The organism is Microbacterium sp. NPDC008134, assembly GCF_042957055.1.
Lineage (GTDB): Bacteria > Actinomycetota > Actinomycetes > Actinomycetales > Microbacteriaceae > Microbacterium.
This window is the reverse complement of the sequence record NZ_JBIBHO010000003.1, coordinates 193294-214835: the sequence shown is the minus strand read 5'-3', so window position 1 is coordinate 214835 and position 21542 is coordinate 193294. Positions and strand designations below refer to the sequence as shown.

The 21542-nt window shown below is 69.8% G+C and carries 24 protein-coding genes; 9 read left to right on the top strand and 15 right to left on the bottom strand.

Annotation, left to right across the window (positions count from 1 at the left end):
- Positions 1 to 46 precede the first annotated feature (46 nt).
- The 4 genes from ACFY9N_RS14510 to ACFY9N_RS14495 form a co-directional block, all read right to left on the bottom strand.
- The gene (locus ACFY9N_RS14510; protein WP_391479498.1) at positions 47 to 1498 is read right to left on the bottom strand and encodes a catalase; all 1452 of its coding nucleotides are present in this window, start codon (positions 1496 to 1498) and stop codon (positions 47 to 49) included.
- A gap of 76 nt (positions 1499 to 1574) precedes the next feature.
- Positions 1575 to 1997, bottom strand: coding sequence for a Fur family transcriptional regulator (locus tag ACFY9N_RS14505; RefSeq protein ID WP_391479496.1), 423 nt, complete (start codon positions 1995 to 1997; stop codon positions 1575 to 1577).
- A 74-nt stretch (positions 1998 to 2071) separates the two neighbouring features.
- Positions 2072 to 2989, bottom strand: coding sequence for a J domain-containing protein (locus tag ACFY9N_RS14500; RefSeq protein WP_391479495.1), 918 nt, complete (start codon positions 2987 to 2989; stop codon positions 2072 to 2074).
- Positions 2990 to 3136: 147 nt separating this feature from the next.
- The gene (locus ACFY9N_RS14495; RefSeq protein WP_391479493.1) at positions 3137 to 3781 is read right to left on the bottom strand and encodes an IMPACT family protein; all 645 of its coding nucleotides are present in this window, start codon (positions 3779 to 3781) and stop codon (positions 3137 to 3139) included.
- A gap of 121 nt (positions 3782 to 3902) precedes the next feature.
- Here ACFY9N_RS14495 and ACFY9N_RS14490 point away from each other — a divergent pair, with 121 nt between their 5' ends.
- Both ACFY9N_RS14490 and ACFY9N_RS14485 read left to right on the top strand, forming a co-directional pair.
- Complete coding sequence (locus tag ACFY9N_RS14490) at positions 3903 to 5399, top strand: MATE family efflux transporter (RefSeq protein ID WP_391479492.1); 1497 nt, start codon at positions 3903 to 3905, stop codon at positions 5397 to 5399.
- A 202-nt stretch (positions 5400 to 5601) separates the two neighbouring features.
- Positions 5602 to 6027 (top strand): hypothetical protein, encoded by a 426-nt coding sequence (locus ACFY9N_RS14485; RefSeq protein ID WP_391479490.1) that lies wholly within the window; start codon positions 5602 to 5604, stop codon positions 6025 to 6027.
- A gap of 25 nt (positions 6028 to 6052) precedes the next feature.
- Here ACFY9N_RS14485 and ACFY9N_RS14480 read toward each other — a convergent pair whose 3' ends face one another.
- Positions 6053 to 7765 carry an AMP-binding protein gene (locus ACFY9N_RS14480; RefSeq protein WP_391479488.1) on the bottom strand — a complete coding sequence of 571 codons (1713 nt, stop codon included), beginning with the start codon at positions 7763 to 7765 and terminating at the stop codon, positions 6053 to 6055.
- A gap of 34 nt (positions 7766 to 7799) precedes the next feature.
- Positions 7800 to 8282 carry an Lrp/AsnC family transcriptional regulator gene (locus ACFY9N_RS14475; protein WP_391479487.1) on the bottom strand — a complete coding sequence of 161 codons (483 nt, stop codon included), beginning with the start codon at positions 8280 to 8282 and terminating at the stop codon, positions 7800 to 7802.
- 106 nt (positions 8283 to 8388) lie between these two features.
- On the opposite strand from ACFY9N_RS14475, the gene ACFY9N_RS14470 reads away from it, so the two are divergent.
- A complete protein-coding gene (locus ACFY9N_RS14470; protein ID WP_391479486.1) occupies positions 8389 to 9621 on the top strand; it encodes a trans-sulfuration enzyme family protein in 1233 nt (410 codons plus the stop codon).
- On the opposite strand, the gene ACFY9N_RS14465 is transcribed toward ACFY9N_RS14470, so the two are convergent.
- The 4 genes from ACFY9N_RS14465 to ACFY9N_RS14450 form a co-directional block, all read right to left on the bottom strand.
- Complete coding sequence (locus ACFY9N_RS14465; RefSeq protein WP_391479484.1) at positions 9568 to 10422, bottom strand: metal ABC transporter permease; 855 nt, start codon at positions 10420 to 10422, stop codon at positions 9568 to 9570. The two genes, ACFY9N_RS14470 and ACFY9N_RS14465, sit on opposite strands and share 54 nt — an antisense overlap.
- The gene (locus tag ACFY9N_RS14460) at positions 10419 to 11153 is read right to left on the bottom strand and encodes a metal ABC transporter ATP-binding protein (RefSeq protein ID WP_391479483.1); all 735 of its coding nucleotides are present in this window, start codon (positions 11151 to 11153) and stop codon (positions 10419 to 10421) included. The genes ACFY9N_RS14465 and ACFY9N_RS14460 overlap by 4 nt, the downstream gene beginning before the upstream one ends.
- Positions 11150 to 12076, bottom strand: a complete 927-nt coding sequence (locus tag ACFY9N_RS14455) for a metal ABC transporter substrate-binding protein (RefSeq protein WP_391479481.1) — start codon at positions 12074 to 12076, stop codon at positions 11150 to 11152. The genes ACFY9N_RS14460 and ACFY9N_RS14455 overlap by 4 nt, the downstream gene beginning before the upstream one ends.
- Positions 12077 to 12146: 70 nt before the next feature.
- Positions 12147 to 12614 (bottom strand): acyl-CoA thioesterase, encoded by a 468-nt coding sequence (locus ACFY9N_RS14450; protein WP_391479480.1) that lies wholly within the window; start codon positions 12612 to 12614, stop codon positions 12147 to 12149.
- A gap of 190 nt (positions 12615 to 12804) precedes the next feature.
- Here ACFY9N_RS14450 and ACFY9N_RS14445 point away from each other — a divergent pair, with 190 nt between their 5' ends.
- Both ACFY9N_RS14445 and ACFY9N_RS14440 read left to right on the top strand, forming a co-directional pair.
- Entirely contained in the window at positions 12805 to 13419 is a 615-nt protein-coding gene (locus ACFY9N_RS14445; RefSeq protein WP_391479478.1) for a ClpP family protease, read from the top strand.
- On the top strand, positions 13416 to 14006 hold the full coding sequence (locus tag ACFY9N_RS14440; protein WP_391479477.1) for a ClpP family protease: 591 nt from the start codon (positions 13416 to 13418) through the stop codon (positions 14004 to 14006). The genes ACFY9N_RS14445 and ACFY9N_RS14440 overlap by 4 nt, the downstream gene beginning before the upstream one ends.
- A gap of 107 nt (positions 14007 to 14113) precedes the next feature.
- On the opposite strand, the gene ACFY9N_RS14435 is transcribed toward ACFY9N_RS14440, so the two are convergent.
- The 4 genes from ACFY9N_RS14435 to ACFY9N_RS14420 all read right to left on the bottom strand — a co-directional run bounded on the left by ACFY9N_RS14435 (position 14114) and on the right by ACFY9N_RS14420 (position 16684).
- Positions 14114 to 14440 (bottom strand): helix-turn-helix domain-containing protein, encoded by a 327-nt coding sequence (locus ACFY9N_RS14435; RefSeq protein WP_391479476.1) that lies wholly within the window; start codon positions 14438 to 14440, stop codon positions 14114 to 14116.
- A 148-nt stretch (positions 14441 to 14588) separates the two neighbouring features.
- Positions 14589 to 15086 carry a MarR family winged helix-turn-helix transcriptional regulator gene (locus ACFY9N_RS14430; protein ID WP_391479474.1) on the bottom strand — a complete coding sequence of 166 codons (498 nt, stop codon included), beginning with the start codon at positions 15084 to 15086 and terminating at the stop codon, positions 14589 to 14591.
- Positions 15087 to 15088: 2 nt separating this feature from the next.
- Complete coding sequence (gene ribA / locus ACFY9N_RS14425) at positions 15089 to 15748, bottom strand: GTP cyclohydrolase II (protein ID WP_391479473.1); 660 nt, start codon at positions 15746 to 15748, stop codon at positions 15089 to 15091.
- A gap of 27 nt (positions 15749 to 15775) precedes the next feature.
- The gene (locus ACFY9N_RS14420) at positions 15776 to 16684 is read right to left on the bottom strand and encodes a DMT family transporter (protein WP_391479472.1); all 909 of its coding nucleotides are present in this window, start codon (positions 16682 to 16684) and stop codon (positions 15776 to 15778) included.
- Between the two features lie 181 nt (positions 16685 to 16865).
- On the opposite strand from ACFY9N_RS14420, the gene ACFY9N_RS14415 reads away from it, so the two are divergent.
- Complete coding sequence (locus ACFY9N_RS14415; RefSeq protein WP_391479471.1) at positions 16866 to 17702, top strand: sulfurtransferase; 837 nt, start codon at positions 16866 to 16868, stop codon at positions 17700 to 17702.
- A gap of 84 nt (positions 17703 to 17786) precedes the next feature.
- Here ACFY9N_RS14415 and ACFY9N_RS14410 read toward each other — a convergent pair whose 3' ends face one another.
- Positions 17787 to 18695 carry a hypothetical protein gene (locus ACFY9N_RS14410; protein ID WP_391479470.1) on the bottom strand — a complete coding sequence of 303 codons (909 nt, stop codon included), beginning with the start codon at positions 18693 to 18695 and terminating at the stop codon, positions 17787 to 17789.
- 293 nt (positions 18696 to 18988) lie between these two features.
- On the opposite strand from ACFY9N_RS14410, the gene ACFY9N_RS14405 reads away from it, so the two are divergent.
- Genes ACFY9N_RS14405 through ACFY9N_RS14395 form a run of 3 tightly spaced genes read left to right on the top strand, consistent with a single transcriptional unit; the run spans position 18989 to position 21457 of the window.
- Entirely contained in the window at positions 18989 to 19624 is a 636-nt protein-coding gene (locus tag ACFY9N_RS14405; protein ID WP_391479468.1) for an acyl-CoA synthetase, read from the top strand.
- The gene (locus ACFY9N_RS14400; protein WP_391479467.1) at positions 19621 to 19995 is read left to right on the top strand and encodes a hypothetical protein; all 375 of its coding nucleotides are present in this window, start codon (positions 19621 to 19623) and stop codon (positions 19993 to 19995) included. The genes ACFY9N_RS14405 and ACFY9N_RS14400 overlap by 4 nt, the downstream gene beginning before the upstream one ends.
- A 28-nt stretch (positions 19996 to 20023) precedes the next feature.
- Complete coding sequence (locus tag ACFY9N_RS14395) at positions 20024 to 21457, top strand: MFS transporter (protein ID WP_391479466.1); 1434 nt, start codon at positions 20024 to 20026, stop codon at positions 21455 to 21457.
- Positions 21458 to 21542 lie beyond the last annotated feature (85 nt).

Genomic DNA, 21542 nt, shown 5'->3' with positions numbered 1-21542 from the left:
CCGGTTCCTGAGCGAGGAGCGAAGCGACGAGACGAAGGGCGCCGGATCAGACGCGGGTACGGAGCGCCTCTCCGAGGGCGGCATCCACGTTCGTCCAGTACTGGAAGAAGCGCTCACGGATCTCGTCGACCGTGATCGACTGGCCCTGGCCGGTCAGCGTGTCGAGGAACCGGGCGCGCTGCACGTCGTCGAAGACCTCGCGGTACAGCGTGCCGGCCTGACCGAAGTCGTCGTCCTCACTGTGCAGGGTCGCCGCCGAACGCATCAGCTCGCCGTCCGACTCCCAGCTCGCCTCGACGCCCGCCTGCGGGTCGGCCTCGGGTCCGCCGGCCGCGCCGTACGAGTTCGGGGTGTAGACCCGCTGCTTCGCACTGCTGAAGTGGTACTGCATCTGGCCCTCGTGCATGTAGTTGCGGGCCTCGGTGGCGTGCGGCTGGTTGACCGGCAGCTGGTTGTAGTTCGCGCCGATGCGGTAGCGCTGCGCGTCGGAGTACGCGAACACGCGGGCCATGAGCATCTTGTCGGGCGAGATGCCGGTGCCGGGCACCTGATTGCCGGGCGAGAACGCCGCCTGCTCGATCTCGGCGAAGAAGTTCTCCGGGTTGCGGTTCAGGGTGAACGTGCCGACCTTGATGCGCGGGTAGTCCTTCTTCGACCACGTCTTGGTGAGGTCGAACGGGTTGAAGCGGTATGCCTTCGCCTCGTCGTACGGCATGATCTGCACGTAGACGTCCCACTCGGGGAAGTCGCCGGCAGCGATCGCGTCGAACAGGTCGCGACGGTAGTGGTCGGCATCCGATCCGGCCAGGCGCTCGGCCTCGTCGGCGCCCATCGCCTCGACGCCCTGCTTCGAGAGGAAGTGGTACTGCACCCAGAAGCGCTCGCCCGCGGCGTTGACCCACTGGTAGGTGTGCGAGCCGTAACCGTTCATGTGGCGCCAGCTGAGAGGCAGGCCGCGGTCGCCCATGAGGTAGGTGACCTGGTGTGCGGTCTCGGGCGAAAGCGTCCAGAAGTCCCACTGCATGTCGGAGTCGCGCAGGCCCGAGTCGCCGAGGCGCTTCTGCGAGTGGATGAAGTCGGGGAACTTCATCGCGTCGCGCAGGAAGAAGGTCGGGGTGTTGTTGCCGACCACGTCGAGGTTGCCCTCCGACGTGTAGAAGCGCAGCGAGAACCCGCGCACGTCGCGCCACGTGTCGGGGGAGCCCTGCTCGCCGGCGACCGACGAGAAGCGCAGCAGCGTCTCGCTCTTCGCGCCCGGCTGGAAGACCGCCGCGCGGGTGTAGGCCGAGACGTCTTCGGTGACGATGAACTCGCCGAACGCGCCGCCGCCCTTGGCGTGCGGGTTGCGCTCCGGCACCCGCTCGCGGTTGAAGGAGGCGAGCTTCTCGACGAGGTAGCGGTCGTGCAGGACGGTGGGGCCGTCGGCGCCGACGGTGAGCGAGTGGGCGTCGCTCGCGACCGGGGTGCCGGTCTGGGTGGTGGTGGCGGGTTTCGTCATGGTTTTCTCCTTCTGCGCGCAGGCGCGACGAACAGCCCTTCTCCGCGGGTGGCGGGTCGGTGGCGGATGCGTCGGACTACTGTGCGGCGTTCTGGCAACTGGGGCACAGGCCCCAGAAGGTGACTTCTGCTGTCTGGACGGTGAATCCCCCCGTCGATGACGGGGTGAGACACGGCGCTTCGCCGACCACGCAGTCCACATCGGCGATCGCACCGCAGGCGGTGCAGACGATGTGGTGGTGGTTGTCGCCGATGCGCCGTTCGTAGAGCGCCGCGGATCCTGCCGGTTCGATCCGGCGGACGAGGCCCGCCGTCGTCAGGTCCGCGAGGATGTTGTGCACCGACTGGATCGACGTGGTCGGCAGCACCTCCGAGATCACCCGGTAGAGGCGTTCGGCATCCGAGTGCGCAAGGGAGTCCAGCGCCTCGAGCACCGCGACCCGGCCTGCGGTGGCCCGCAGTCCGACGCCGCGAAGCGCCTGATCGAGTGTGGTCTCCATGTCTTCGACCCTACCTGTTCTTTTTAGTGATTCAAAAGTGCGGCGTGTCTGCGCGTGTCGTCCGATCGCGTGCGTCACAGATGGCGGATGCTGTGCCGCAGTCGCGTGCGGATGTCGAACAGCTCGTTGCCGCCGATCACCCGCGTGCCCGGCAGGCCCGTGCGCAGGCGCGTCGGCAGGATGCTGCGGCGCACGACGAAGACGGGCAGACCGCGGATGCTGCCGAGCGGTGTCGAGGGCATCGACAGGTCGTCGTCGGGGAGCACCACGATCGCCCCGCTGAATCTCACGCGCGCCGTGCGCGCGACCGAGCGGATCTGCGCGAGCAGGTCGGTGACGGGCGCGCGGTGCCCGAGGCTCGGGCCGGTGATCTCGCCGCGGCGGAAACCGACGATGCCGCCGAAGTCGGCCGACATCACCCCGTACAGACCCGACGGGCCGAGGATCACGTGGTCGAGGCGGTGCGCGGCATCCGCGTCGTCGGCGGCGCTCGCCGGGCCGGTCGCGATGCCGTGCCACAGCGTGAAGCCCATGCCGAGACCCGCGAGGGCGTGCGCCGTGGCCTCTTCGGCGAGGGCATCGGCCAGGATGCGACGCAGGGCGCGCGGCGCCGCCCGCACCACGCTCGGCGCATAGGGGTCGGGGATGCTCTCGCCCGCCCATTCCTCGAGCAACGCCGTGTACCGGGCGCGCCGCCAGGCCCCGGCCTCGCCCGAGGTCTTCGGGCGTGGGCGGGTGTCGGTGCGAGCCGGCGTCGGCGCACGCCACTCGTCGCCGTCGCTGCGCATGCGGTCGTAGCTCGCACGCCCCGCGGGAGTGCCGATGAGCTCCCAGGCCCGCTGCACCCGGATGAACACCGCCGCATCACCGCCGGTGTCGGGGTGCGCTTCGCGCAGGCGTGCCCGGTAGGCGCGGCGCATCGCCTCGTCGTCGGTGTCCGGAGTCACCCCGAGAACCTCGTACGCCGAGGCCGAGAGCGGGCTGTCGAACATCCCCTCAGAGTATCCGTGCGGGCATGGGGCGCTTCGACAAGCTCAGCGACCCAGTTTCAGTACTGGGTCCCTGAGCCTGTCGAAGGGTCCCGCACCTACGACACTGGGTCCCTGAGCCTGTCGAAGGGCCCGCCCCGCGCGGCCGCCTCACGCCGGAACGTCGACCACGCGCTCCGCCCCGACCGCGGGCACGACACCCCCACCGGATGCCGCGGCCACAGCATCCGTGAGATGCGCGATCTCACCCTCCGGCACCCACACCTCGAGCGTGGCCGCCGCGCCGTACTCGGCCTCGCCGAGGGTCGCCCCGTGATGCCCGGCCCAGTCGCGCAGCAGGTTGTCGAAGCGCCCGGCGTCGGCGTGTGCGACCTCGATCCGCACCTGCGTGAGAGCCTCGCACCTCACGAGCCGGGCGAGGTCGAGCGCCTCCGAAGTCGCGGTCGAGTAGGCCCGCACGAGTCCGCCGGCGCCGAGCTTCACGCCGCCGAAGTACCGCGTGACGACGGCGACCACGTCGGTGAGCTCGCGGCGCCGCAGAACCTCGAGCATCGGGATGCCGGCGGTGCCGGACGGTTCCCCGTCGTCCGACGATCGAGCCTGGTCGCCGAGAAGGCCCGTGACCATTGCGGTGCAGTTGTGCGCGGCATCCCAGGCCCGCTTGCGGATGCCCGCGATCACCGCCTCGGCTTCCTCGACCGAGCCGACCGGCGCGATGTGCGTGAGGAACCGAGACTTCTTGATGACGAGCTCATGGTCGACGGTATCCGCGATCGTCGCCGGATACCTGCCCATCCGCCCACCCTATCCAGCACATTCGCGTGCGATCTGCCGAATCGATTCGATAGACTGAATGCCGCGACACGGAGCAGTGCCGCGCAGCCCCGATCCGTATCCAGCCCTGCGAGTCCTCCTCATGGCAACCTCCCTCACCACGGGCCGTCCGTGGCGCGTCATCCTCGCCTTCTCGATCCCCCTGCTGCTCGGCAACGTCGTGCAGCAGCTCTACCAGTTCGCCGACGCGATCGTCGTCGGGCGCCACCTCGGCGTGACCTCGCTCGCCGCGGTCGGCGCGACCGGTCCGCTGCTCTTCCTGCTGCTCGGCTTCGCGTGGGGACTCACGAGCGGATTCGCGATCCCGATCGCTCAGGCCTTCGGCGCGCGCGATGACGCAGGGGTGCGCCGCTCGGTCGCGACCGGTGTGCTGCTCAGCGGCGCGACGAGCGTGCTCCTCACGGCGTGCGCCCCACTGATCGCCGGCCCGCTGCTCACCTTGCTGCAGACCCCCGCCGAGCTCATGCCCGAGGCGACGGTCTTCACGCAGATCAGCTTCCTCGGCGCGAGCGCCACGATGTTCTTCAACTACCTCTCGGCGATCATCCGCGCGATCGGTGACTCGCGCACCCCGCTCGTGTTCCTCACGATCTCGTGCGCGCTCAACGTCGGACTCGTCGTGCTCATGGTTGGTCCCCTCGAGTGGGGCGTCGGCGGCGCGGCGCTCGCGACCGTGATCGCCCAGGCCATCTCGGTCGTGCTGTGCCTCGAGTTCGTGCGCCGGCGCCTGCCGATGCTGCACCTGCGCCGCAGCGACTGGCGCATCACCCGCGCCGACATCGCGGAGCATCTGCGCCTCGGCCTCCCGATGGGCTTCCAGGCGTCGATCATCGCGATCGGCACGCTGACCGTGCAGGTCGCGCTGAACACGCTGGGATCGGATGCCGTCGCCGCCTACACGACCGCATCGCGCGTCGACGGGCTCGCCGTCGCCCTGCTCTCGTCGCTGGGCCTGGCGGTCTCGATGTACTCGGCGCAGAACCACGGTGGACGCCGCCCCGACCGCATCCGTCGCGGCGTGGTCGAGGCCACCTGGATGGCGATCGCCGCGGGTCTCGTGCTCGGAGGCCTGCTCGTCGCGTTCGGGGCGCCCATGGTGCGCCTGTTCGTCGGCGAGGGATCCGACGAGGTCGTCGATCTCGCGCATCTCATGCTCATCATCAACGGCGCGGGTTACTGGGCGCTCGGCATCCTGTTCGTGCTGCGCGGTGCGCTGCAGGGATTGGGCCACACCCTCGTGCCGACGGTCACCGGGGTCATCGAGCTGGTGATGCGCGTGGTCGCGGCGGTCGCGCTCGGCGCGGTCATCGGGTTCGCGGGGGTCGCACTCAGCAACCCGCTCGCCTGGGTCGGCGCTATCGTGCTGCTCGTGCCGGCGTACGTGAAGGCGCATCGCGCTCTCGCGAAGCTGCCGGTCGCGCCCGCCGAGGCGACCGAGACCTCGGCCATCGCGATCGTCGGGCCGACCGACGGATCGATGGTCGTCGATGCCGTGATCACCCAGCCCGTCCCGGTCGTGCGCAAGCGCGGACTGCGCCGACTGAGCCTGCGCCCGTCGCGCCGGAAGGCCCGTCGCTGAGGCATCCGATCTTCTCGTGACCGGAACCGGGAAACCGCGTCAGAAATGAGCACTTCGGTCGTCTAGTAGAGGGAGGGTGCCGAGCGGCGCCTTCCGGTTGTCCTCCGAAAGGATGACAAAGATCATGCGTGAGACGGATGGGGATCCGCGTACGCTTTTCTAGTGTGAAGAGTGCGGAGATTCCGCAGACCGGGGGGTCATCATGACGACAGCAGCCATTGCCAGGGACCTGGCCGGATTCCTTGTACCGATCGGGTGGATCGGGGCGGCGCTCGCCGTCGTCTGCGCGATCGTGGCGGGGGCCGCGATCGCCCGTGGCGCGGGTGGACTCAGCGGGGGAGCGGTCGGGGTCTGGATCCCGATGGCGTTGCTGAGTTCCACCGCGTCGTTCGCCCACGAGTGGTTGCCGCTGATCGCCTCCGGCGCGGCGCTGGGCGCGATGCTCGTGCTCGGCGGCATCGTCCGTGCGATCGTCAGCGTCGCCGACAACGGCCGCATGACGCGCAGCGCGGCTCGCGCGGCGGCGGCATCGGCTGCCCCCGTGGAGCCCGCTCCGGCGACGACCACCGTGCTCGTCCCGGCGCGCACGCCCAGCACGGCCACCGGCGCGATCGCCGTCGTGCGCTGAGTCCGTTCGACCGCGCCGATCCGCCTCAGCGGTAGTCGCGCTCCCAGTGCTGCCCCGCGGCCTCGCCCGCCTCGACGCGCTCGGCCTCACGGGCGCGCAGTTCGACGCGGCGGATCTTGCCCGAGATCGTCTTGGGCAGTTCGTCGACGAACTCGATCACCCGCACCCAGAGGTGCGATGACAGCCGCTCGTTCGCGTAGGCGAAGATCGAGCGCGCGGCCTCGCCGTCGGCCGCGGCATCCGCTCGCAGGCAGACGTACGCCTTCGGCACCGACAGCCGCGTCAGGTCGGGGCTGGGAACGACGGCCGCCTCGATCACCAGGTCGTGCTCGAGCAGCACCGACTCGAGCTCGAACGGTGAGATCTTGTAATCGGATGCCTTGAACACGTCGTCGGCCCGACCGATGTAGGTGAGGTACCCCTCGTCGTCGCGCACGGCGATGTCGCCGGTGTGGTGGTAGCCCCCGTCGCGGGATTCGGCGGTCTTCTCGGGGTCGTCGTAGTACCCGGCCATGAGCCCGAGCGGCGGCTGCGACAGGTCGAGCGCGATCTCGCCTTCGCTCGCCCCGTCGACGACTTCGCCGGTCACGGGGTCGAGCAGCACGACCGGGTAGCCGGGCAGCGGGCGACCCATCGAGCCGACCTTCACCGCCTGCCCCGGGGAGTTGCCCACGCAGCAGGTCATCTCGGTCTGCCCGAAGCCGTCGCGGATCGTTCCGCCCCACGCATCGCGCACGCGGTCGATGACCTCGGGGTTGAGCGGTTCGCCGGCGCCGACGAGCTCGCGCGGCGGGTGGGTGAGGCGGCCGAGGTCGGCCTGGATGAGCATCCGCCACACGGTCGGCGGCGCGCAGAACGTGCTCACGTGGTGCGTGTCCATGACCTGCATGAGGGTGTTCGCGTCGAAGCGCGCGTAGTTGTAGACGAACACGGTCGCCTCGGCGAGGAATGGCGAGTAGAAGCTCGACCACGCGTGCTTCGCCCAGCCCGGCGACGAGATGTTCAGGTGCACGTCGTCGGGGCGCACGCCCAGCCACCACATGGTCGACAGGTGCCCGACCGGGTACGAGACGTGGGTGTGCTGCACGAGCTTCGGGCGGTTCGTGGTGCCCGAGGTGAAGTACAGCAGCGAGCTGTCGGTCGCGGGCGTCGGGCCGTCGGGCTCGAACACGGTCGGGGCGTCGACCGAGTCCGCGAAGCGCTCCCACTCGGCGGGGACGTCGTCGCCGATGCCGATGCGCAGGATGCCGTCGTCGATGCCCGAGAGTCGGTCGCTGAGAGCTCCGAGCGTGACGACGGCACGGGCGCGGCCGTGCTCGATCCGGTAGGCGAGGTCGGATGCCGAGAGCAGCGTCGAGGTCGGGATCGACACCGCGCCGATCTTGGTGATCGCGAGCATCACCTCCCACAGCTCGATCGTGTTGCCGAGCATCACGATCAGGTGGTCGCCGCGACGGATGCCGAGACCGGTCAGCCAGGCGGCGACCTGGTCGGAGCGGCGGGAGAGTTCGCCGTAGGTCCACGACCGCAGCGACAGGTCGGCCTCGACGATCTGCACCGCGGGGCGATCGGGTGTCTCGCCGGCGATCACGTCGAACCACTCGAGCGCGAAGTTGAACTCGTCGACGCGGGGCCACGAGAACCCGGCGCGGGCGGCGTCGTAGTCGGTCGCGTTCGCGAACAGGAAGTCGCGCATCTCGCGGATGGTCTGCGTGGCGGCGGTGGCACTGCGGGTCATGGGGTCCATCCTCCCGCAGGTTCGCCGGGTGGGGCTAGCGCGACAGCAGCCCGGCGCCGTCGCGCAGCTCGAACACGAGCTGGGTCTCGGTTCCGCGCACGACCGGGTGCACGGTGATGTGCTCGAGCACGATGTCGCGCAGCGCCGTTGCGTCCTCGACGGCGACGTGCACGAGGAAGTCGTCGACGCCCGCGACGTGGAACACCTGCAGCACGCGCGGGATGCCGGCGAGGGCGTCGAACAGGGCGGTGACGGTCGGTCCGGTGTGGTTGGCGAGGCGCACCTTGATGATCGCCTGCAACGGATAGCCGACGGATGCCTCGTCGAGGCGGATCCGCGTATCGCGGATGACACCGCGCTCGCGCAGCGCCCGCACGCGGTGCGCGCAGGTCGACTCGGCGAGATTCAATCGGTGCGCGAGGGCCTTGTTGGTGATGTCGGCTTCGCGGGTGAGCACCGCGAGCAGCGCGAGGTCGGTCTCGTCGAGCGGCGAACCTTGTTCTTTGGCCAACGTCACGCCCTCCTCGGCATCCGATCTTGCTCAGAATATCGAAATAGTCGCTGAGAACGGCGGATGCTGTCGATTCTTACCGCGTTTACTGTGATTCCCGCAACATGGAGGGGTGACCGTCCCGCTGCATCCCGACACCGTCGCCGTCCACAGCGGCCGCTCCGACCTCGCCGACCTCGGCGTGCACGCGCTGCCGATCGACCTGTCGACCACGAACCCGCTGCCCGATGTCGAGCGCGGCGGCGACTCCTACGAGGCGATGGCGACGGGCGGACGCCCGCCCGCCGACGGCAGCCTCGTCTACGCGCGCCTGTGGAACCCGACCGTCGCGCGCTTCGAAGAGGCGCTCGCCGAGATGGAGCACGCCGAGGCGTCCGTCGCGTTCGGATCGGGCATGGCGGCGATGACCGCCGTGATCCTCGCCCATACGAACGCGGTCGGCAAGCACCACGTCGTCGCGGTGCGCCCGTTGTACGGCGGCACCGACCACCTGCTCGGCTCGGGACTGCTCGGTGCCGAGGTCTCGTACTGCCACCCGCACGAGGTGGCCGCGAGCATCCGCACCGACACCGGGCTCGTCGTGCTCGAGACGCCCGCGAACCCGACGCTGGAGCTCGCCGACATCGCCGACATCGTGCGCCAGGCGGGAGGTGTGCCGGTCGTCGTCGACAACACCTTTGCGACGCCGATCCTGCAGAACCCGCTCGATCACGGCGCGGCGATGTCGCTCCACAGCGCGACCAAGTACCTCGGCGGGCATGGCGACGTGATCGCCGGCGTCGTCGCCTGCCGCGAGGAGACCGCCGCGGCGCTGCGCCGTGTGCGCGCTGTGACGGGCGGCCTGCTCCACCCGCTCGGCGCCTACCTTCTGCACCGCGGACTCGCCACGCTGCCCGTGCGCATGCAGCGCCAGCAGCAGAACGCCCGCCGCATCGTGTCGTGGTTGCTCGACCGGCCCGAGATCGCCGAGGTCTTCTACCCGGGACTCGACGGCGATCCGCACGGCCTCCTCGACCGGCAGATGCGCGGCACCGGGGCGATGATCGCGATGCGGATGCAGGGCGGGTACGCCGCGGCATCCGCCGTCGCCTCCGCCACCGCGCTCTTCGCCCACGCCGTTTCGCTGGGTGGTGTCGACTCGCTCATCCAGCACCCCGCCGCGCTCACGCACCGACCGGTGCCGGCCGAGGCGCGCCCCGCCGCCGACGTGCTGCGTCTGTCGGTCGGCCTCGAAGACGCCGACGATCTGATCGCCGACCTCGCGGCGGCGTTCGCGGCGATCGCGCCGGTGTCAGGCGGTGACCGTGTGCCGACGCATGCGGGTCACGAGACCCTGGCGGGGTGAGAAGAGGTAGACGAGCGCGAACAGCGCTCCCTGCACGACCACGACCAGCCCTCCCGATGCGGCGTCGGCCCAGTAGCTGATGTAGATGCCGACGACGGCGCAACCCGCCGACAGGAGCGGCGCCATCCACAGCATCCGTCCGAATCGGTCGGTGAGCAGGTGCGCGGTCGCCCCCGGAATGATCAGCATCGCCACCACCAGCACGACCCCGACGACCTGCAGGGCGACGACGCAGGTCAGCGCCAGGATGCCGAGCAGCAGCGCGCTCAGGCGCCGCGGGGACAGCCCGATCGCGAACGCGTGCGTCGGATCGAAGGCGAACAGGGTGAGATCGCGCCGTTTGATCAACAGAACCGCCAGGGCCACGGCCGCGAGGATGCCGATCTGGATCAGGTCGGAGGTCGAGACGCCGAGGATGTTCCCGAAGATGATGTGGTTGAGATCGGTCTGACTCGGGGTCACCGAGATCAGCACCAGGCCCAGGGCGAAGAGCGTCGTGAAGACGATGCCGATGGCGGCATCCTCCTTGATGCGACTCGTACCGCGGATCGCACCGATGAGTGTGACCGCGAGCAGCCCGAAGACGAGCGCGCCCAGGGCGAACGGGGCGCCGACGATGTAGGCGAGCACCACACCGGGAAGCACGGCATGCGAGACGGCGTCGCCCATGAGCGACCATCCGACGAGCACCAGCCAGCACGACAGCACCGCGCACACGACGGCCGCGATGACCGTCGTGACCAACGCCCGCACCATGAACTCGTACTGGAGGGGCTCGAGCAGGAAGTCGAGGGGGTTCACGCGGCGGCCTCGTCGTCGCCGAGTCCGAAGGCGCGGGCGAGGCTCTCGGGGCGCAGCACTTCGGCGACCGGGGCGTGCAGGAGCACGCGCCGCCGCAGCAGCACCGCGTCGTCGGCGAGCTCGGGGAGGGCGTGCAGGTCGTGCGTCGAGACGAGCACGGCGTGCCCGTCGGCGGCGAGGTCGCGCAGCACGCGCACGATCATCTGCTCCGATCGCTTGTCGACCCCGGCGAACGGCTCGTCGAGCAGCAGCGTGCGCGCGCCCTGGGCGATGCCGCGGGCGACGAACGCGCGCTTGCGCTGACCGCCCGAGAGCTGGCGGATCTGCCGGTCGGCGAGAGCGGTGAGTTCGACGCGCTCGAGCGCTTCCTCGACGGCGGCGCGATCGGCGGCACGGGCGCGCCGGGTCGGTCCCATCGATCCGTAGCGCCCCATCATCACCACGTCGCGCACCGAGACGGGGAAGTCGACGTCGATGTCCTCGCTCTGCGGCACGTATCCGACGGTTCCCGAGCGTCGCGCGGCCACGGGGGTGACGCCGTCGAGCGTGACCGTGCCGGCGCGGGGGCGGATGCTGCCGATGATCGTGCGGAAGAGCGTCGACTTGCCCGAACCGTTCGTGCCGATGAGGCCGGTGACCACTCCGGCCTCGACGCAGAGGGACACGTCGTCGAGGGCGACGAGATCGCCGTACCGCACCTCGACCCCGCTCACGTCGATCGCGGCGGTCATCGGTTCTCCGTGAGCGCGGCGACGATGGTGTCGGCATCGTGGCGGATGAGGTCGAGGTAGGTCGGCACCGGTCCATCGTCGGTCGACAGGGAGTCGACGTACAGGATGCCGCCGAACTCGGCATCCGTGGCCTCGACCACCTGCTGCATCGCGCGGTCAGACACGGTCGACTCGCAGAACACGGCCGGGACGTCGTTCTGCTCGACGAAGGCGATCGTCCGGGCGATCTGCTGCGGCGTCGCCTGCTGCTCGGCGTTGACCGGCCAGATGTAGGCCTCGGCCAGGCCGGCGTCGCGCGCGAGGTACGAGAAGGCGCCCTCGCAGGTGACCAGCGCGCGCTGACTCTCGGGCAGGCGCTCCAGTGCGCCGGTCAGGTCGTCCTGCACCTGCTGCAGCTCGGCCTTGTACGCCTCGCCGTTCGCGCGGAAGTCGTCGGCATGCTCGGGAGCGAGGTCGGCGAACGCCTCCACCGTGTTGTCGACGTAGGTCTGCACGTTCGTGGGGCTCATCCAGGCGTGAGGGTTGGGGGTGCCCGCGTACGCGTCCTCCGAGATGTCGATGACGTCGATGCCCTCCGACACCACGGCGTGGGGCACGTCGACGGTCTCGACGAACTGCGCGAACCAGAGTTCGAGGTTCAGGCCGTTGTCGAGGATGAGGTCGGCATCCGCCGCCGATCGGATGTCGCCGGGCGTGGGCTCGTACCCGTGGATCTCGGCCCCGGGCTTGGTGATCGATCGCACCTCGAGGTGCTCGCCGGCGACCTCCTGTGCGATGTCGGCGAGCACCGTGAAGGTCGTCAGCACCACCGGGCGGTCGTCGCCATTTTCCGGCTGTGCGTCGGGCTGTGCGTCGGATGCCGCTGAAGCCGAGCACGAGGCGAGGAAGAGCGCCCCGACGAGGACGAGAGGGGCGGCAAGCATCCGGGTCAAATTTTTCGGCATGCCTAAAACGTAGCTTTTAGGCGCACCGAAAACAACTCACGGTGGGATCTCAGAGCTTGGGCAGCGTGACCGTCCCCGTCGCCAGTCGCTCGGTGGGCATGCGGTCGCGGTTGTAAGTGATGTCGCTGTAGCCGTGCGGGGTCGGGTTGCCGTCCTCATCGAGGCTCACGAACACGATCTTCTCGATCGTGAGGATGCGCTTGCGCGTGATCATGTTGCGCGCGACCGCCCGCATCGTCAGCGACGTGCGCCCGAAGTGGGTGGCGGTCAGGCCGATCTCGATGAGGTCGCCCTGCACGGCCGAGGCCTCGAAGTTGATCTCCGAGATGAGCTTCGTCACCGCGCGGTAGTTGCCGAGCTGCACGATCGCGTAGATCGCCGCCTCTTCATCGATCCACTTCAGCAGGCTGCCGCCGAACAGCGACCCGTTGGCGTTGAGGTCCTCCGGGCGCACCCACTTGCGGGTGCGGAAGTTGATGCCGTCCTCGGACCACGAGTTCTCTTCATGCTGGGCCATGCCTCCAGCCTAGGAACGCCGTGAGTCGGCGGTGTTACGAGGGCGGCTTTCGAATCGCTCACCTTGCAGTTCTCGCACCCGACTTTATGCAAAGTGAGCGATTCGAGAGCCTGAGGGGGCTCTGCCGACGGCAGAACGGCCCAGGGCAGATTCCGGCGTAAGACTGCGGATGCCGACGGATGCTGGGGGCATGAGCGAAGAGAACCCCCTCCCGCAGTTCGGGCCCGAGGCCCGACGCGCCCTGTTCCACGAACGCGTCCTGGTGCTCGACGGCGCCCTCGACGACGACAACGGCACGCTGCTGATGACGCAGCTGCTCACTCTTTCGGCCGAGGATGCCGCGACCGACATCGCCCTGTGGATCCATTCGCCGGGCGGCTCGGTGCCGTCGATGCTCGCGATCCGCGACATCATGCGGCTCGTTCCCAACGACGTGTCGACCCTCGCGCTCGGCCTCGCCTGCAGTGCCGGGCAGTTCCTGCTCTCGGCGGGAACCCCGGGCAAGCGTCGGGCATTGCCGCACGCGCGCATCCTCATGCACCAGGGGTCGGCCGGGATCGGGGGATCGGCAGGCGAGATCGAGACCCAGGCCGACGACCTGCGCCACATGCGCGACACCGTGCTCGGACTCATCTCCGACGACACCGGGCAGACCCGCGAGCGCATCTTCGAGGACTCGCTGCACGACCGCTGGTACACCGCCCATCAGGCGCGCGACTACGGCTTCATCGACGAGATCGTGTCGTCGTTCGCCGAGGTGATGCCGCGTCGACGGGCCCGGGTCGGACTGGGGGCGGGCGCATGAGCGGGTACACGATCCCGAACGTGATCGCGCAGCATCCGCGGGGCGAGCGTGTCATGGACGTCTACTCGCACCTGCTCGCCGAGCGCGTCATCTACCTGGGCACCGGCATCGACGCTGGCGTCGCGAACGCGCTGATCGCCCAGTTGCTGCACCTCGACGCCGACAGCCCCGAGAGTGCGATCCAGTTCTACATCAACAGCGAGGGCGGCGATCCGGGGGCGGCGCTCGCGGTCTACGACACGATGCAGCACATCCGTCCGAGCATCGCGACGACGTGCGTGGGGCAGGCGATCGGGCCGGCCTCGCTGCTCGTCGCGGCCGGGGCGCCGGGGGAGCGGGCGGCCCTCGCGCACGCCCGGCTCGTGCTGCACCAGCCGGCCGGACAGTCACGCGGGGCGATCCCCGACCTGATCCTCGCGGCCGACGAGGTGGTGCGGGTGCGGTCCGACATGGAGGCGATCCTCGCCCGGCACAGCGGGCGGACCGTCGAGGAGCTACGGGTCGACACCGACAGGGATCGGGTGTTCACGGCATCCGCCGCCCAGGCTTACGGCCTCATCGACACGGTGCTGGGGGAGCGGGGGTAGCGCGGGGCGGGGCCCTTCGACAGGCTCAGGGACCCAGTTGCGAGTGGGTCGCTGAGTGCTCACCCTGGGTCGCTGAGCCTGTCGAAGCGTCCCCGCCCCGCGCAACCTCAGGCCGCCAGCGCGAAGACCGACGCCCGAGCGGATGTCGGCGCCGACGCCGTGCGCAGCTCGTCGGCGACCGCGCTGGTGAGCTCGATGAGGCTGGTGTCGAGCGCGCCGGCGATCGCGGCGATCATCTCGCTCGACGGTTCCTTGCGCCCGCGCTCGACCTCCGAGAGGTACTGCGGCGAGACGCCCGCGGTGTCGGCGGTCTCGGTGAGGGTCTCGCCGCGTTCGTGGCGGCGTCGGCGCAACTGGTCGCCGAGGAGGTGGCGCCACAGCGGCTCGGGGTCGGAGGGGCGGGGTGCGCGCGGGAACGGGACGATGTCGGCCATGCCTCACGGTACGTCGCGGTGTCTGACGGCATCCATCGTTTCTGCTCAGAGCAGAACCCGGCACCCACCCCGTTTCGAATCGCTCACTTTGCACTTTCCCGCCCCGAAAAGCGGCAAAGTGAGCGATTCGAAAGCCACGACGCCCGCCCTACAGCGCCGCCGTCACCCCGGGGAGCAGCTTCGTCAGGATGCCGGCGAGCTGATCGCGCTCCTCGTCGGTGAGCGGGTCGAGCACGAGTTCGCGGATCTGCTCGACGTGCACGGGGGCCGCCTCGCGCAGCATGTCGCGTCCGGCCGGGGTGAGGGTCGCCGACAACGTGCGCTTGTCGGCGCCGCACGAGGTGCGCTCCACCCAGCCGCGCTCCTCGAGCGAGTCGAGCGCGTGGCTGAGGCGCGACCGGCTCAGCCCGGCGATGCGCGCGAGCTCGGTCATGGTCACAGCGGAGCCGTCGATCTGCTCGGCGAGCATGATGAGGATCGCGTATCGCGCGTGGTTGAGTCCGGCCTCGTCCTTCAGCGCGCGGTCGAGCACCTGCGGCAGCAGCTGCACGAAGCGGATGACCGGAAGCCACGTGTGCATCTCGGTCTCGTCGAGCCGCCGCGGGTGCCGTTCGGCATCCGTCCGCCCGTCGATCCGTGCGTCCATGCTCACGCCGCCGAGAGGTCGATGGTGTGCGCGGTGTGGTCGCGCTTGGCCTCGAGATATCGGGTGTTCGCCTCCGAGAGGTGCACACCGGTGGGCACGTGCTCGGTCACGCGGATGCCGAGGGCCTCGAGCTGCCGCGCCTTGTCGGGGTTGTTGCTGAGCAGGCGGATGCCGTCCACTCCGACCGCGGTGAGCATCTGGGCGCCGACGGTGTAGTCGCGCTCGTCCTCGCCGCGGCCGAGGGCGACGTTCGCCTCGTAGGTGTCGAGGCCGGAGTCCTGCAGCGCGTAGGCGTCGAGCTTGGCGTAGAGGCCGATGCCGCGACCCTCCTGGCGGAGGTAGAGCAGGAAACCGCCCTCGTCGGCGATGCGTTCGACGGCTTCGCGCAGCTGGGGGCCGCAATCGCAGCGCTGCGAACCGAAGACGTCGCCGGTGAGGCATTCGCTGTGGGGGCGCACGAGGGGTGCGGGTCCGCCGTTCGCCGCGCGGTCGATCGCCGCGCGCCAGTCGCCGATGCCGAGGAGCAGGTGCTCGCGTCCGTCGACGAGCCCGTCGAAGGTGACGACGTCGGCGGTGGTGGAGTAGCCGTCGGCGAAGGCCATCGGCACGCGCACGCGGGTCCGCTCGGTGGCGAGAGGAGCGACCGTTGAACTTTCAATCATGTGGGGTAGAACGCGACGCGGCCGGGTCTATTCCCGAGTTCCTCCTGTGGCGGCATCCGCCCGCCGTCGCACGAACTTCAGCTCGCTCGCGAGGATGCCGAGCACCACGAGCCCCCCGCCGACCAGGGCGAGGGCTGGCAGGCGCTCGCCGGCGATGCGTCCGATCACGCCCGCCCACACCGGCTCACCGGCGTAGATGATGGTCGCGCGGGTGGGGGAGACCGACTTCTGAGCCCAGTTCATCGTGAGCTGGATGAGGCAGCTCGCCGCCCCCAGCCCGACCGCGCACACCACCCAGACCCAGGAGAACTCCGGGATCCCCTCGCCGACCACGGGCATCGTCAACAGCCCGAGCAGACCCGCGGTGAGCAGCTGCACGATCGTGATGCGCCCCAGGTCGATCCGTCCGGCGAACACGCTGATCAGGATGATCTCGGCCGCGATCGGCAGGGTGCTGATCATCGTGGCGATCTCGCCCGCACCGAGGGTGAGGGAGAACGCGTCGGGCCCGGCGATCAGCACGAGTCCGACGAATGCGAGCGCCGCGCCGACGAAGGCCATCGCGGGCGGACGCTTGCGGAACACCGCCCACTGGGCGAGGGGCACGAGCGGCACGTACATCGCCGTGATGAAGGCGGAGGTGCTGGAGTCGATCGTCTGCAGCCCGACGGTCTGCAGACCATATCCGAGGTAGATCATCACGCCGATCGCGACACCGGCGCCGATATCCCGCCATCGGATGCCGCGCAGCACGCGGTGGAAGATGACGACGCTGATCAGCCCCGCCACGAGGAAGCGCAGCCCCACGAAGAACCACGGGCCCGAGTGCTGCATCGCCCAGTGCACGAGCAGGAAGGTGCTGCCCCAGACCGCGGTGATCGCGATGAGTGCGGCCTCTTGCGGGCGGAAGCGCATCCAGCGCAGACGAGTGGACATCGGTGCCCTTTCTCGACGGGGTGCCTTCCTGAGGATATCGCCGCCGCCCAACGCCGTTCGCATCGCTCACATCGTCGATTTCGGGCGCTGGAAACGACCAAGTGAGCGATTCGAAAGCCGCCCCGAGTCGAAGAATGTCGGCTCGGAGCGGATGCATCGAACGCCTCGGTAGCCTCGCACCATGAGCAACTTCGTGAGCCCCGACGAACTGAGCGACCTGCGCGAGCAGGGTGCGCCCGTGCGTGTGATCGACGTGCGCTGGCGGCTCGACCGCCCGGACGGTCACGCGGAGTATCTCGAGGGCCACATCCCGGGCGCCGTCTACGTGCCGCTCGACACCGAGCTCTCGACCCACGGCGAGGCATCCGAGGGGCGCCACCCGCTGCCGTCGACCGAGACGCTGCAGCGCGCGGTGCGCCGCTGGGGTGTGCACGACGGCGACCTGGTCGTCGCGTACGACGATGCGAAGGGCCTCGCCGCTGCGCGGGCGTGGTGGTTGCTGCGCCAAGCGGGCATCGACGTGCACGTGCTCGAGGGCGGCATCCGCGGATGGATCGCCGCCGGTCACGAGGTCGACACGGTCGACGAGGCTCCCGAACCGGGCACCGCGGTGCTCCGCGAGATCGGGGGCGATGCCCTGTCGATCGACGAGGCAGCGGCGTTCCCGGCATCCGGGGTGCTGCTCGACGTGCGCGCTCCCGAGCGCTACCGCGGCGAGACCGAACCGCTCGACCCGATCGCCGGGCACATCCCCGGCGCCGTCAACCTGCCGACGATGCTGCACCTCGACGCCGACGGGCGCATCCTCGACGCCGCGACCGTGCGCGCGAACCTCGCCACGGTCGGCATCGCGGAGGGCACCCGGGTCGCGGCGTACTGCGGCTCGGGCGTCACCGCCGCGCACACCGCGCTCGTGCTCGACGAGGTCGGCATCGAGGCGAAGGTCTTCCCGGGGTCGTGGAGCCAGTGGTCGAACACCCCGGGCCGCCCCGTCGCGACGGGCGATCAGCCCGGCTGACCCGGACCGTTTCGAATCGCTCACTTTTCGCATCCGGACGCCGGAAAACGACGAAGTGAGCGATTCGAAACCCCGCGGAGACCGTCAGTCGCGCGCGCCGAAACCCCAGCGCAGCAGCAGCGCGCCCGGGCCGAAGGCGCGGCGCACCTGGTGGATCGAGGTGCCCGATTCGAGCGTCAGAGCCGTCGCCGTCTGGCTCTGGGGCGTGTCGACCTGCTCCTCGAACCAGTCCGGGAGGGCGTCGGGATGGAACCGGGTCCACACCAGCAGCTCGCGGCACTGGCGGGCGACGGCATGCCCGGTCTCGAGCTGCGGCGGATACCCCGGCGGGTACGACACCGACCACTCCACCATCGCCGTGTTCGGTGCCGTGAGCGGGGTGTCGAGTTCGAAGAGGAAGCCGTGGACCTCGCCGTTCGGGTGCGAGTAGCGGTTCGCGATGCGTCCCCCGAAATCGACGGAGAAGACCGGCGCAGGGGTCGGGATGCCGGGGGTCAGCTCGAGGAACGGGATCGCCGTGATGGTGCCGATCGTCGACTGCACGATGCTGCGCGTGTGGCTGTGCACGACGTGCCCCTCGATGCCGACGTCGGTCACCGAGTGCGTCGTGAGCTCGCGAGACGTGTCGGGGTACTCGGCGCCGAGCGCCGCGAACGCCTCTTTCACGGCCTCCTCGATGGCGTGCTCGTCGAGGGGGAAGAGGTTCGGTCCGAGCGGGCCGGTGCGCCACGACCGCAGCAACCCCGTGAGCGCCCCGCTGTCGAGATGCAGCAGTTCTTCGATGTCGGTGACGGCAGCCAGTGATTGGGCGCCCTCCGGATGCCGTGCTCCCGAGCGCCAGTAGCTCAGCGTCGCCATCGACACCTGGTTTCCCCGGGCGCGCAGACGCTCCTGGACCCACGACAGGGTCACCCGACGCGCGTTGATCGCATCACGGAACGTCGCGGCGAAGTCGCGCCCGTTCGAGGACTGCAGAAAATCTTCACTCTCCATCACAGACCCCCTCCGGTATGTGAAGAACTGCTGTTTAGAGTGAGCTTACGACCGCACGAGGCCACTCCTGGGGACCTGGGTGACGAAGTGGGGTCGTCGTGATCGTCTCGACGCAGGCAGGGTGCCCGACCCTGCGACGGATGATCGGGCGCAGCGATGCCCCCGTGCTGCGTAGTCGTGGGGCCCGATGATCGATCTGGGGAGATCCATCGGGCCCCGCGAACAGCCACGTCCGTCCGCCCCGGCGCCCCCGCGTAGACTGGGAGCACAACCCCGGAGGACTCTGGATCTTCATGTCTGCCCCTTCCCGCACCTTCACCGTGCGCAACGTGCAATTGCTGCGCGCGCTGTTCGCCGCCGTCGCCGCCCTCATGATCACGTTCTCGTCCGATCACTCCGCGGCCGTCGGGCTCTCGGTCTTCAGCGGCTTCGCGATCGCGACCGCCCTCGTGATGCTGCTGTCGGTGTGGCTGGTGTTCCCCGCGGGATCGCGCTGGCCGGCCGTCGTCATCGGCGTGCTCAGCGTCGGCGCGGGCATGGCCACCGGCATCCCCGTGTGGCGCACGAATGACGTGTTCTTCATCGTCGTCGGCGTCTGGGCGCTCGCGACGGGTCTGACCGAGCTGCTCGCCGGCATCCGCGCTCGCCGCATCGGCACCGATCCGACGGCGCGCGACTCCATCATCATCGGGTCGTTCGGCATCCTGCTCGCCGTGCTGCTCTGGGTGATCCCTGCCGGCTTCGCCCACGACTACACGATCAAGGAGGCCGGCACTTTCGAGCTGACCGGCATCATCCTCGGCGTCGGCATGCTCGGCGGCTACGCCGCGCTCGTCGCCGTCTTCCTCGGCATCGCCGGACTCACGCCCAAGAAGGCGGATGCCGTCGCTACGGCATCCGTTCCCGCCGAGAGCGGAGACGCCCGATGAGCGACGAGAAGCCCACGCGGCGCGACATCCTGCGACCGCTGCACCTGCTGGGCATCGCCCTCGCCTGCGGCGTGTTCGCGATGATCGTGACGCTCGTCTCGACCGGGGCCTTCACGGCGCGCGTGAACACCGCGATCGCGAACGGCAGCTACGAGGGGCTCACCCCGGTGATGCTCGGACTGGTCGTCGGCGGTGGCGCGTTCATCGTGACGCTGCTCATGCTCTCGATGCTCATCCTGGCCGTCGATCCGGCCGACGTCGCGAAGACCGTCGACCGTCCGGTGCTCTACGACCCCGAGCCCGCGTCCGACGGCGACAACGCTGCGGGCGACAGCACTACGGGCGACGACCGCACCGACCGCACGGAATAGTCGCGGCATCCGTGGGCTTGTCCCTGAGGTGACCACTCCCGTCGACCGCGCCTCCGTCGGACTGCGCTCCGCGCGCGGACCCGTGCTCGGCGCGCTCATGCTCGCGACCGGGCTGATCGCCATCGACGCGACGATCCTCGCGACAGCCGTGCCCAGCATCGTCGACGACCTCGGCAGCTACCAGCAGTTCCCCTGGCTGTTCTCGGTGTACCTGCTCGCTCAGGCCGTGAGCGTGCCGATCTACTCACGCTTCGCCGACACCATCGGTCGCAAGCCGATCATCCTGCTCGGGATCGGGCTGTTCCTGCTCGGGTCGATCCTCTGCGGATTCGCCTGGAGCATGCCGGCGCTGATCGTCTTCCGCATCGTGCAGGGGCTCGGCGCCGGGGCGGTCGCGCCCATGGCGATGACCATCGTCGGCGACATCTACACGGTGGCCGAGCGCGCCAAGGTGCAGGGCTACATCGCGAGCGTCTGGGCGATCTCGTCCGTGGTGGGACCGGCGCTGGGCGGGATCTTCGCCCAGCTCGACGCCTGGCGGTGGATCTTCTTCGTCAACGTTCCCCTGTGCCTGATCGCGGGATGGATGCTGCTGCGCAAGTACACCGAGCAGAAGGTGCAGGCGCAGCACCGCATCGACTACCTCGGGGCGGTACTGCTGACGGTCGGCCTCACGGGTCTGATCCTGGGGATGCTCGAGGGTGGAAACGCCTGGGAGTGGATCTCGGCTCCGAGCGCGCTGTGCTTCGGACTCGGGGTGGTGGCACTCGTGCTGTTCGCGGTGGTCGAGCGGCGGGCGGCCGAACCCATCGTCGATCTGCGCCTCGCCGCCCGCCCGCTGATCCTGACCACGACGATCGTGTCGCTCGGCGTCGGGGCGCTGATGACCGGTGTCACGAGCTTCGCGCCGGCGTACCTCGAGGGCTCGACCGGGATCGCGCCGCTGCTGGCCGGGCTCGCCGTGGCGGCGCTGACCCTCGGGTGGCCGGTCTCGGCGGCGAACGCCGGGCGGCTGTACCTGCGGATCGGGTTCCGCCGCACCGCGCTGATCGGCATGAGCATCACGTCAGTCGCCGCGATCACGCTCGCGGTCGTCGCGCCCTGGCCGAACCCCTTCATCGTGGCGCTGATCGCCTTCGTGTTCGGTTTCGGCCTGGGGTGGACCGCCGCGCCGACGCTCATCGCGGCGCAGGCATCCGTCGGCTGGAGCGAGCGCGGCGCCGTGACCGGCATGAACGCGTTCGCCCGCTCGGCCGGCAGCGCGGTGGGCGTGGCGATCTTCGGAGCCATCTCGAACGCTGTGATCGCGCAGGGCGCGGGCCCCGACGACCCCGCCACCATCGTCCACGCGTCGATGTGGGTGTTCGTCGCGGCGGCGGTGGCCGCGGTGATGACGCTGATCGCTGCGGCTTTCATGCCGCGAGATCGGGTGGGCGCGCGGTCGGGGGAGGCCGGGGAGTAGGCGCGGCATCCGTCTGCGGCATTCGCCACCGAACGCAGAAACGCACCCTCGCGACGGGCGCGGGGTGCGTTTCCGAGTCGGGAAG

What these genes read in the sequence shown, in the direction of transcription:
- ACFY9N_RS14510 (WP_391479498.1), bottom strand. Translation starts at nt 1,498, where the DNA reads ATGACGAAACCCGCCACCACCACCCAGACCGGCACCCCGGTCGCGAGC.
- ACFY9N_RS14505 (WP_391479496.1), bottom strand. Translation starts at nt 1,997, where the DNA reads ATGGAGACCACACTCGATCAGGCGCTTCGCGGCGTCGGACTGCGGGCC.
- ACFY9N_RS14500 (WP_391479495.1), bottom strand. Translation starts at nt 2,989, where the DNA reads ATGTTCGACAGCCCGCTCTCGGCCTCGGCGTACGAGGTTCTCGGGGTG.
- ACFY9N_RS14495 (WP_391479493.1), bottom strand. Translation starts at nt 3,781, where the DNA reads ATGGGCAGGTATCCGGCGACGATCGCGGATACCGTCGACCATGAGCTC.
- ACFY9N_RS14490 (WP_391479492.1), top strand. Translation starts at nt 3,903, where the DNA reads ATGGCAACCTCCCTCACCACGGGCCGTCCGTGGCGCGTCATCCTCGCC.
- ACFY9N_RS14485 (WP_391479490.1), top strand. Translation starts at nt 5,602, where the DNA reads ATGACGACAGCAGCCATTGCCAGGGACCTGGCCGGATTCCTTGTACCG.
- ACFY9N_RS14480 (WP_391479488.1), bottom strand. Translation starts at nt 7,765, where the DNA reads ATGACCCGCAGTGCCACCGCCGCCACGCAGACCATCCGCGAGATGCGC.
- ACFY9N_RS14460 (WP_391479483.1), bottom strand. Translation starts at nt 11,153, where the DNA reads ATGACCGCCGCGATCGACGTGAGCGGGGTCGAGGTGCGGTACGGCGAT.
- ACFY9N_RS14455 (WP_391479481.1), bottom strand. Translation starts at nt 12,076, where the DNA reads ATGCTTGCCGCCCCTCTCGTCCTCGTCGGGGCGCTCTTCCTCGCCTCG.
- ACFY9N_RS14450 (WP_391479480.1), bottom strand. Translation starts at nt 12,614, where the DNA reads ATGGCCCAGCATGAAGAGAACTCGTGGTCCGAGGACGGCATCAACTTC.
- ACFY9N_RS14445 (WP_391479478.1), top strand. Translation starts at nt 12,805, where the DNA reads ATGAGCGAAGAGAACCCCCTCCCGCAGTTCGGGCCCGAGGCCCGACGC.
- ACFY9N_RS14440 (WP_391479477.1), top strand. Translation starts at nt 13,416, where the DNA reads ATGAGCGGGTACACGATCCCGAACGTGATCGCGCAGCATCCGCGGGGC.
- ACFY9N_RS14435 (WP_391479476.1), bottom strand. Translation starts at nt 14,440, where the DNA reads ATGGCCGACATCGTCCCGTTCCCGCGCGCACCCCGCCCCTCCGACCCC.
- ACFY9N_RS14430 (WP_391479474.1), bottom strand. Translation starts at nt 15,086, where the DNA reads ATGGACGCACGGATCGACGGGCGGACGGATGCCGAACGGCACCCGCGG.
- ribA (WP_391479473.1), bottom strand. Translation starts at nt 15,748, where the DNA reads ATGATTGAAAGTTCAACGGTCGCTCCTCTCGCCACCGAGCGGACCCGC.
- ACFY9N_RS14420 (WP_391479472.1), bottom strand. Translation starts at nt 16,684, where the DNA reads ATGTCCACTCGTCTGCGCTGGATGCGCTTCCGCCCGCAAGAGGCCGCA.
- ACFY9N_RS14415 (WP_391479471.1), top strand. Translation starts at nt 16,866, where the DNA reads ATGAGCAACTTCGTGAGCCCCGACGAACTGAGCGACCTGCGCGAGCAG.
- ACFY9N_RS14410 (WP_391479470.1), bottom strand. Translation starts at nt 18,695, where the DNA reads ATGGAGAGTGAAGATTTTCTGCAGTCCTCGAACGGGCGCGACTTCGCC.
- ACFY9N_RS14405 (WP_391479468.1), top strand. Translation starts at nt 18,989, where the DNA reads ATGTCTGCCCCTTCCCGCACCTTCACCGTGCGCAACGTGCAATTGCTG.
- ACFY9N_RS14400 (WP_391479467.1), top strand. Translation starts at nt 19,621, where the DNA reads ATGAGCGACGAGAAGCCCACGCGGCGCGACATCCTGCGACCGCTGCAC.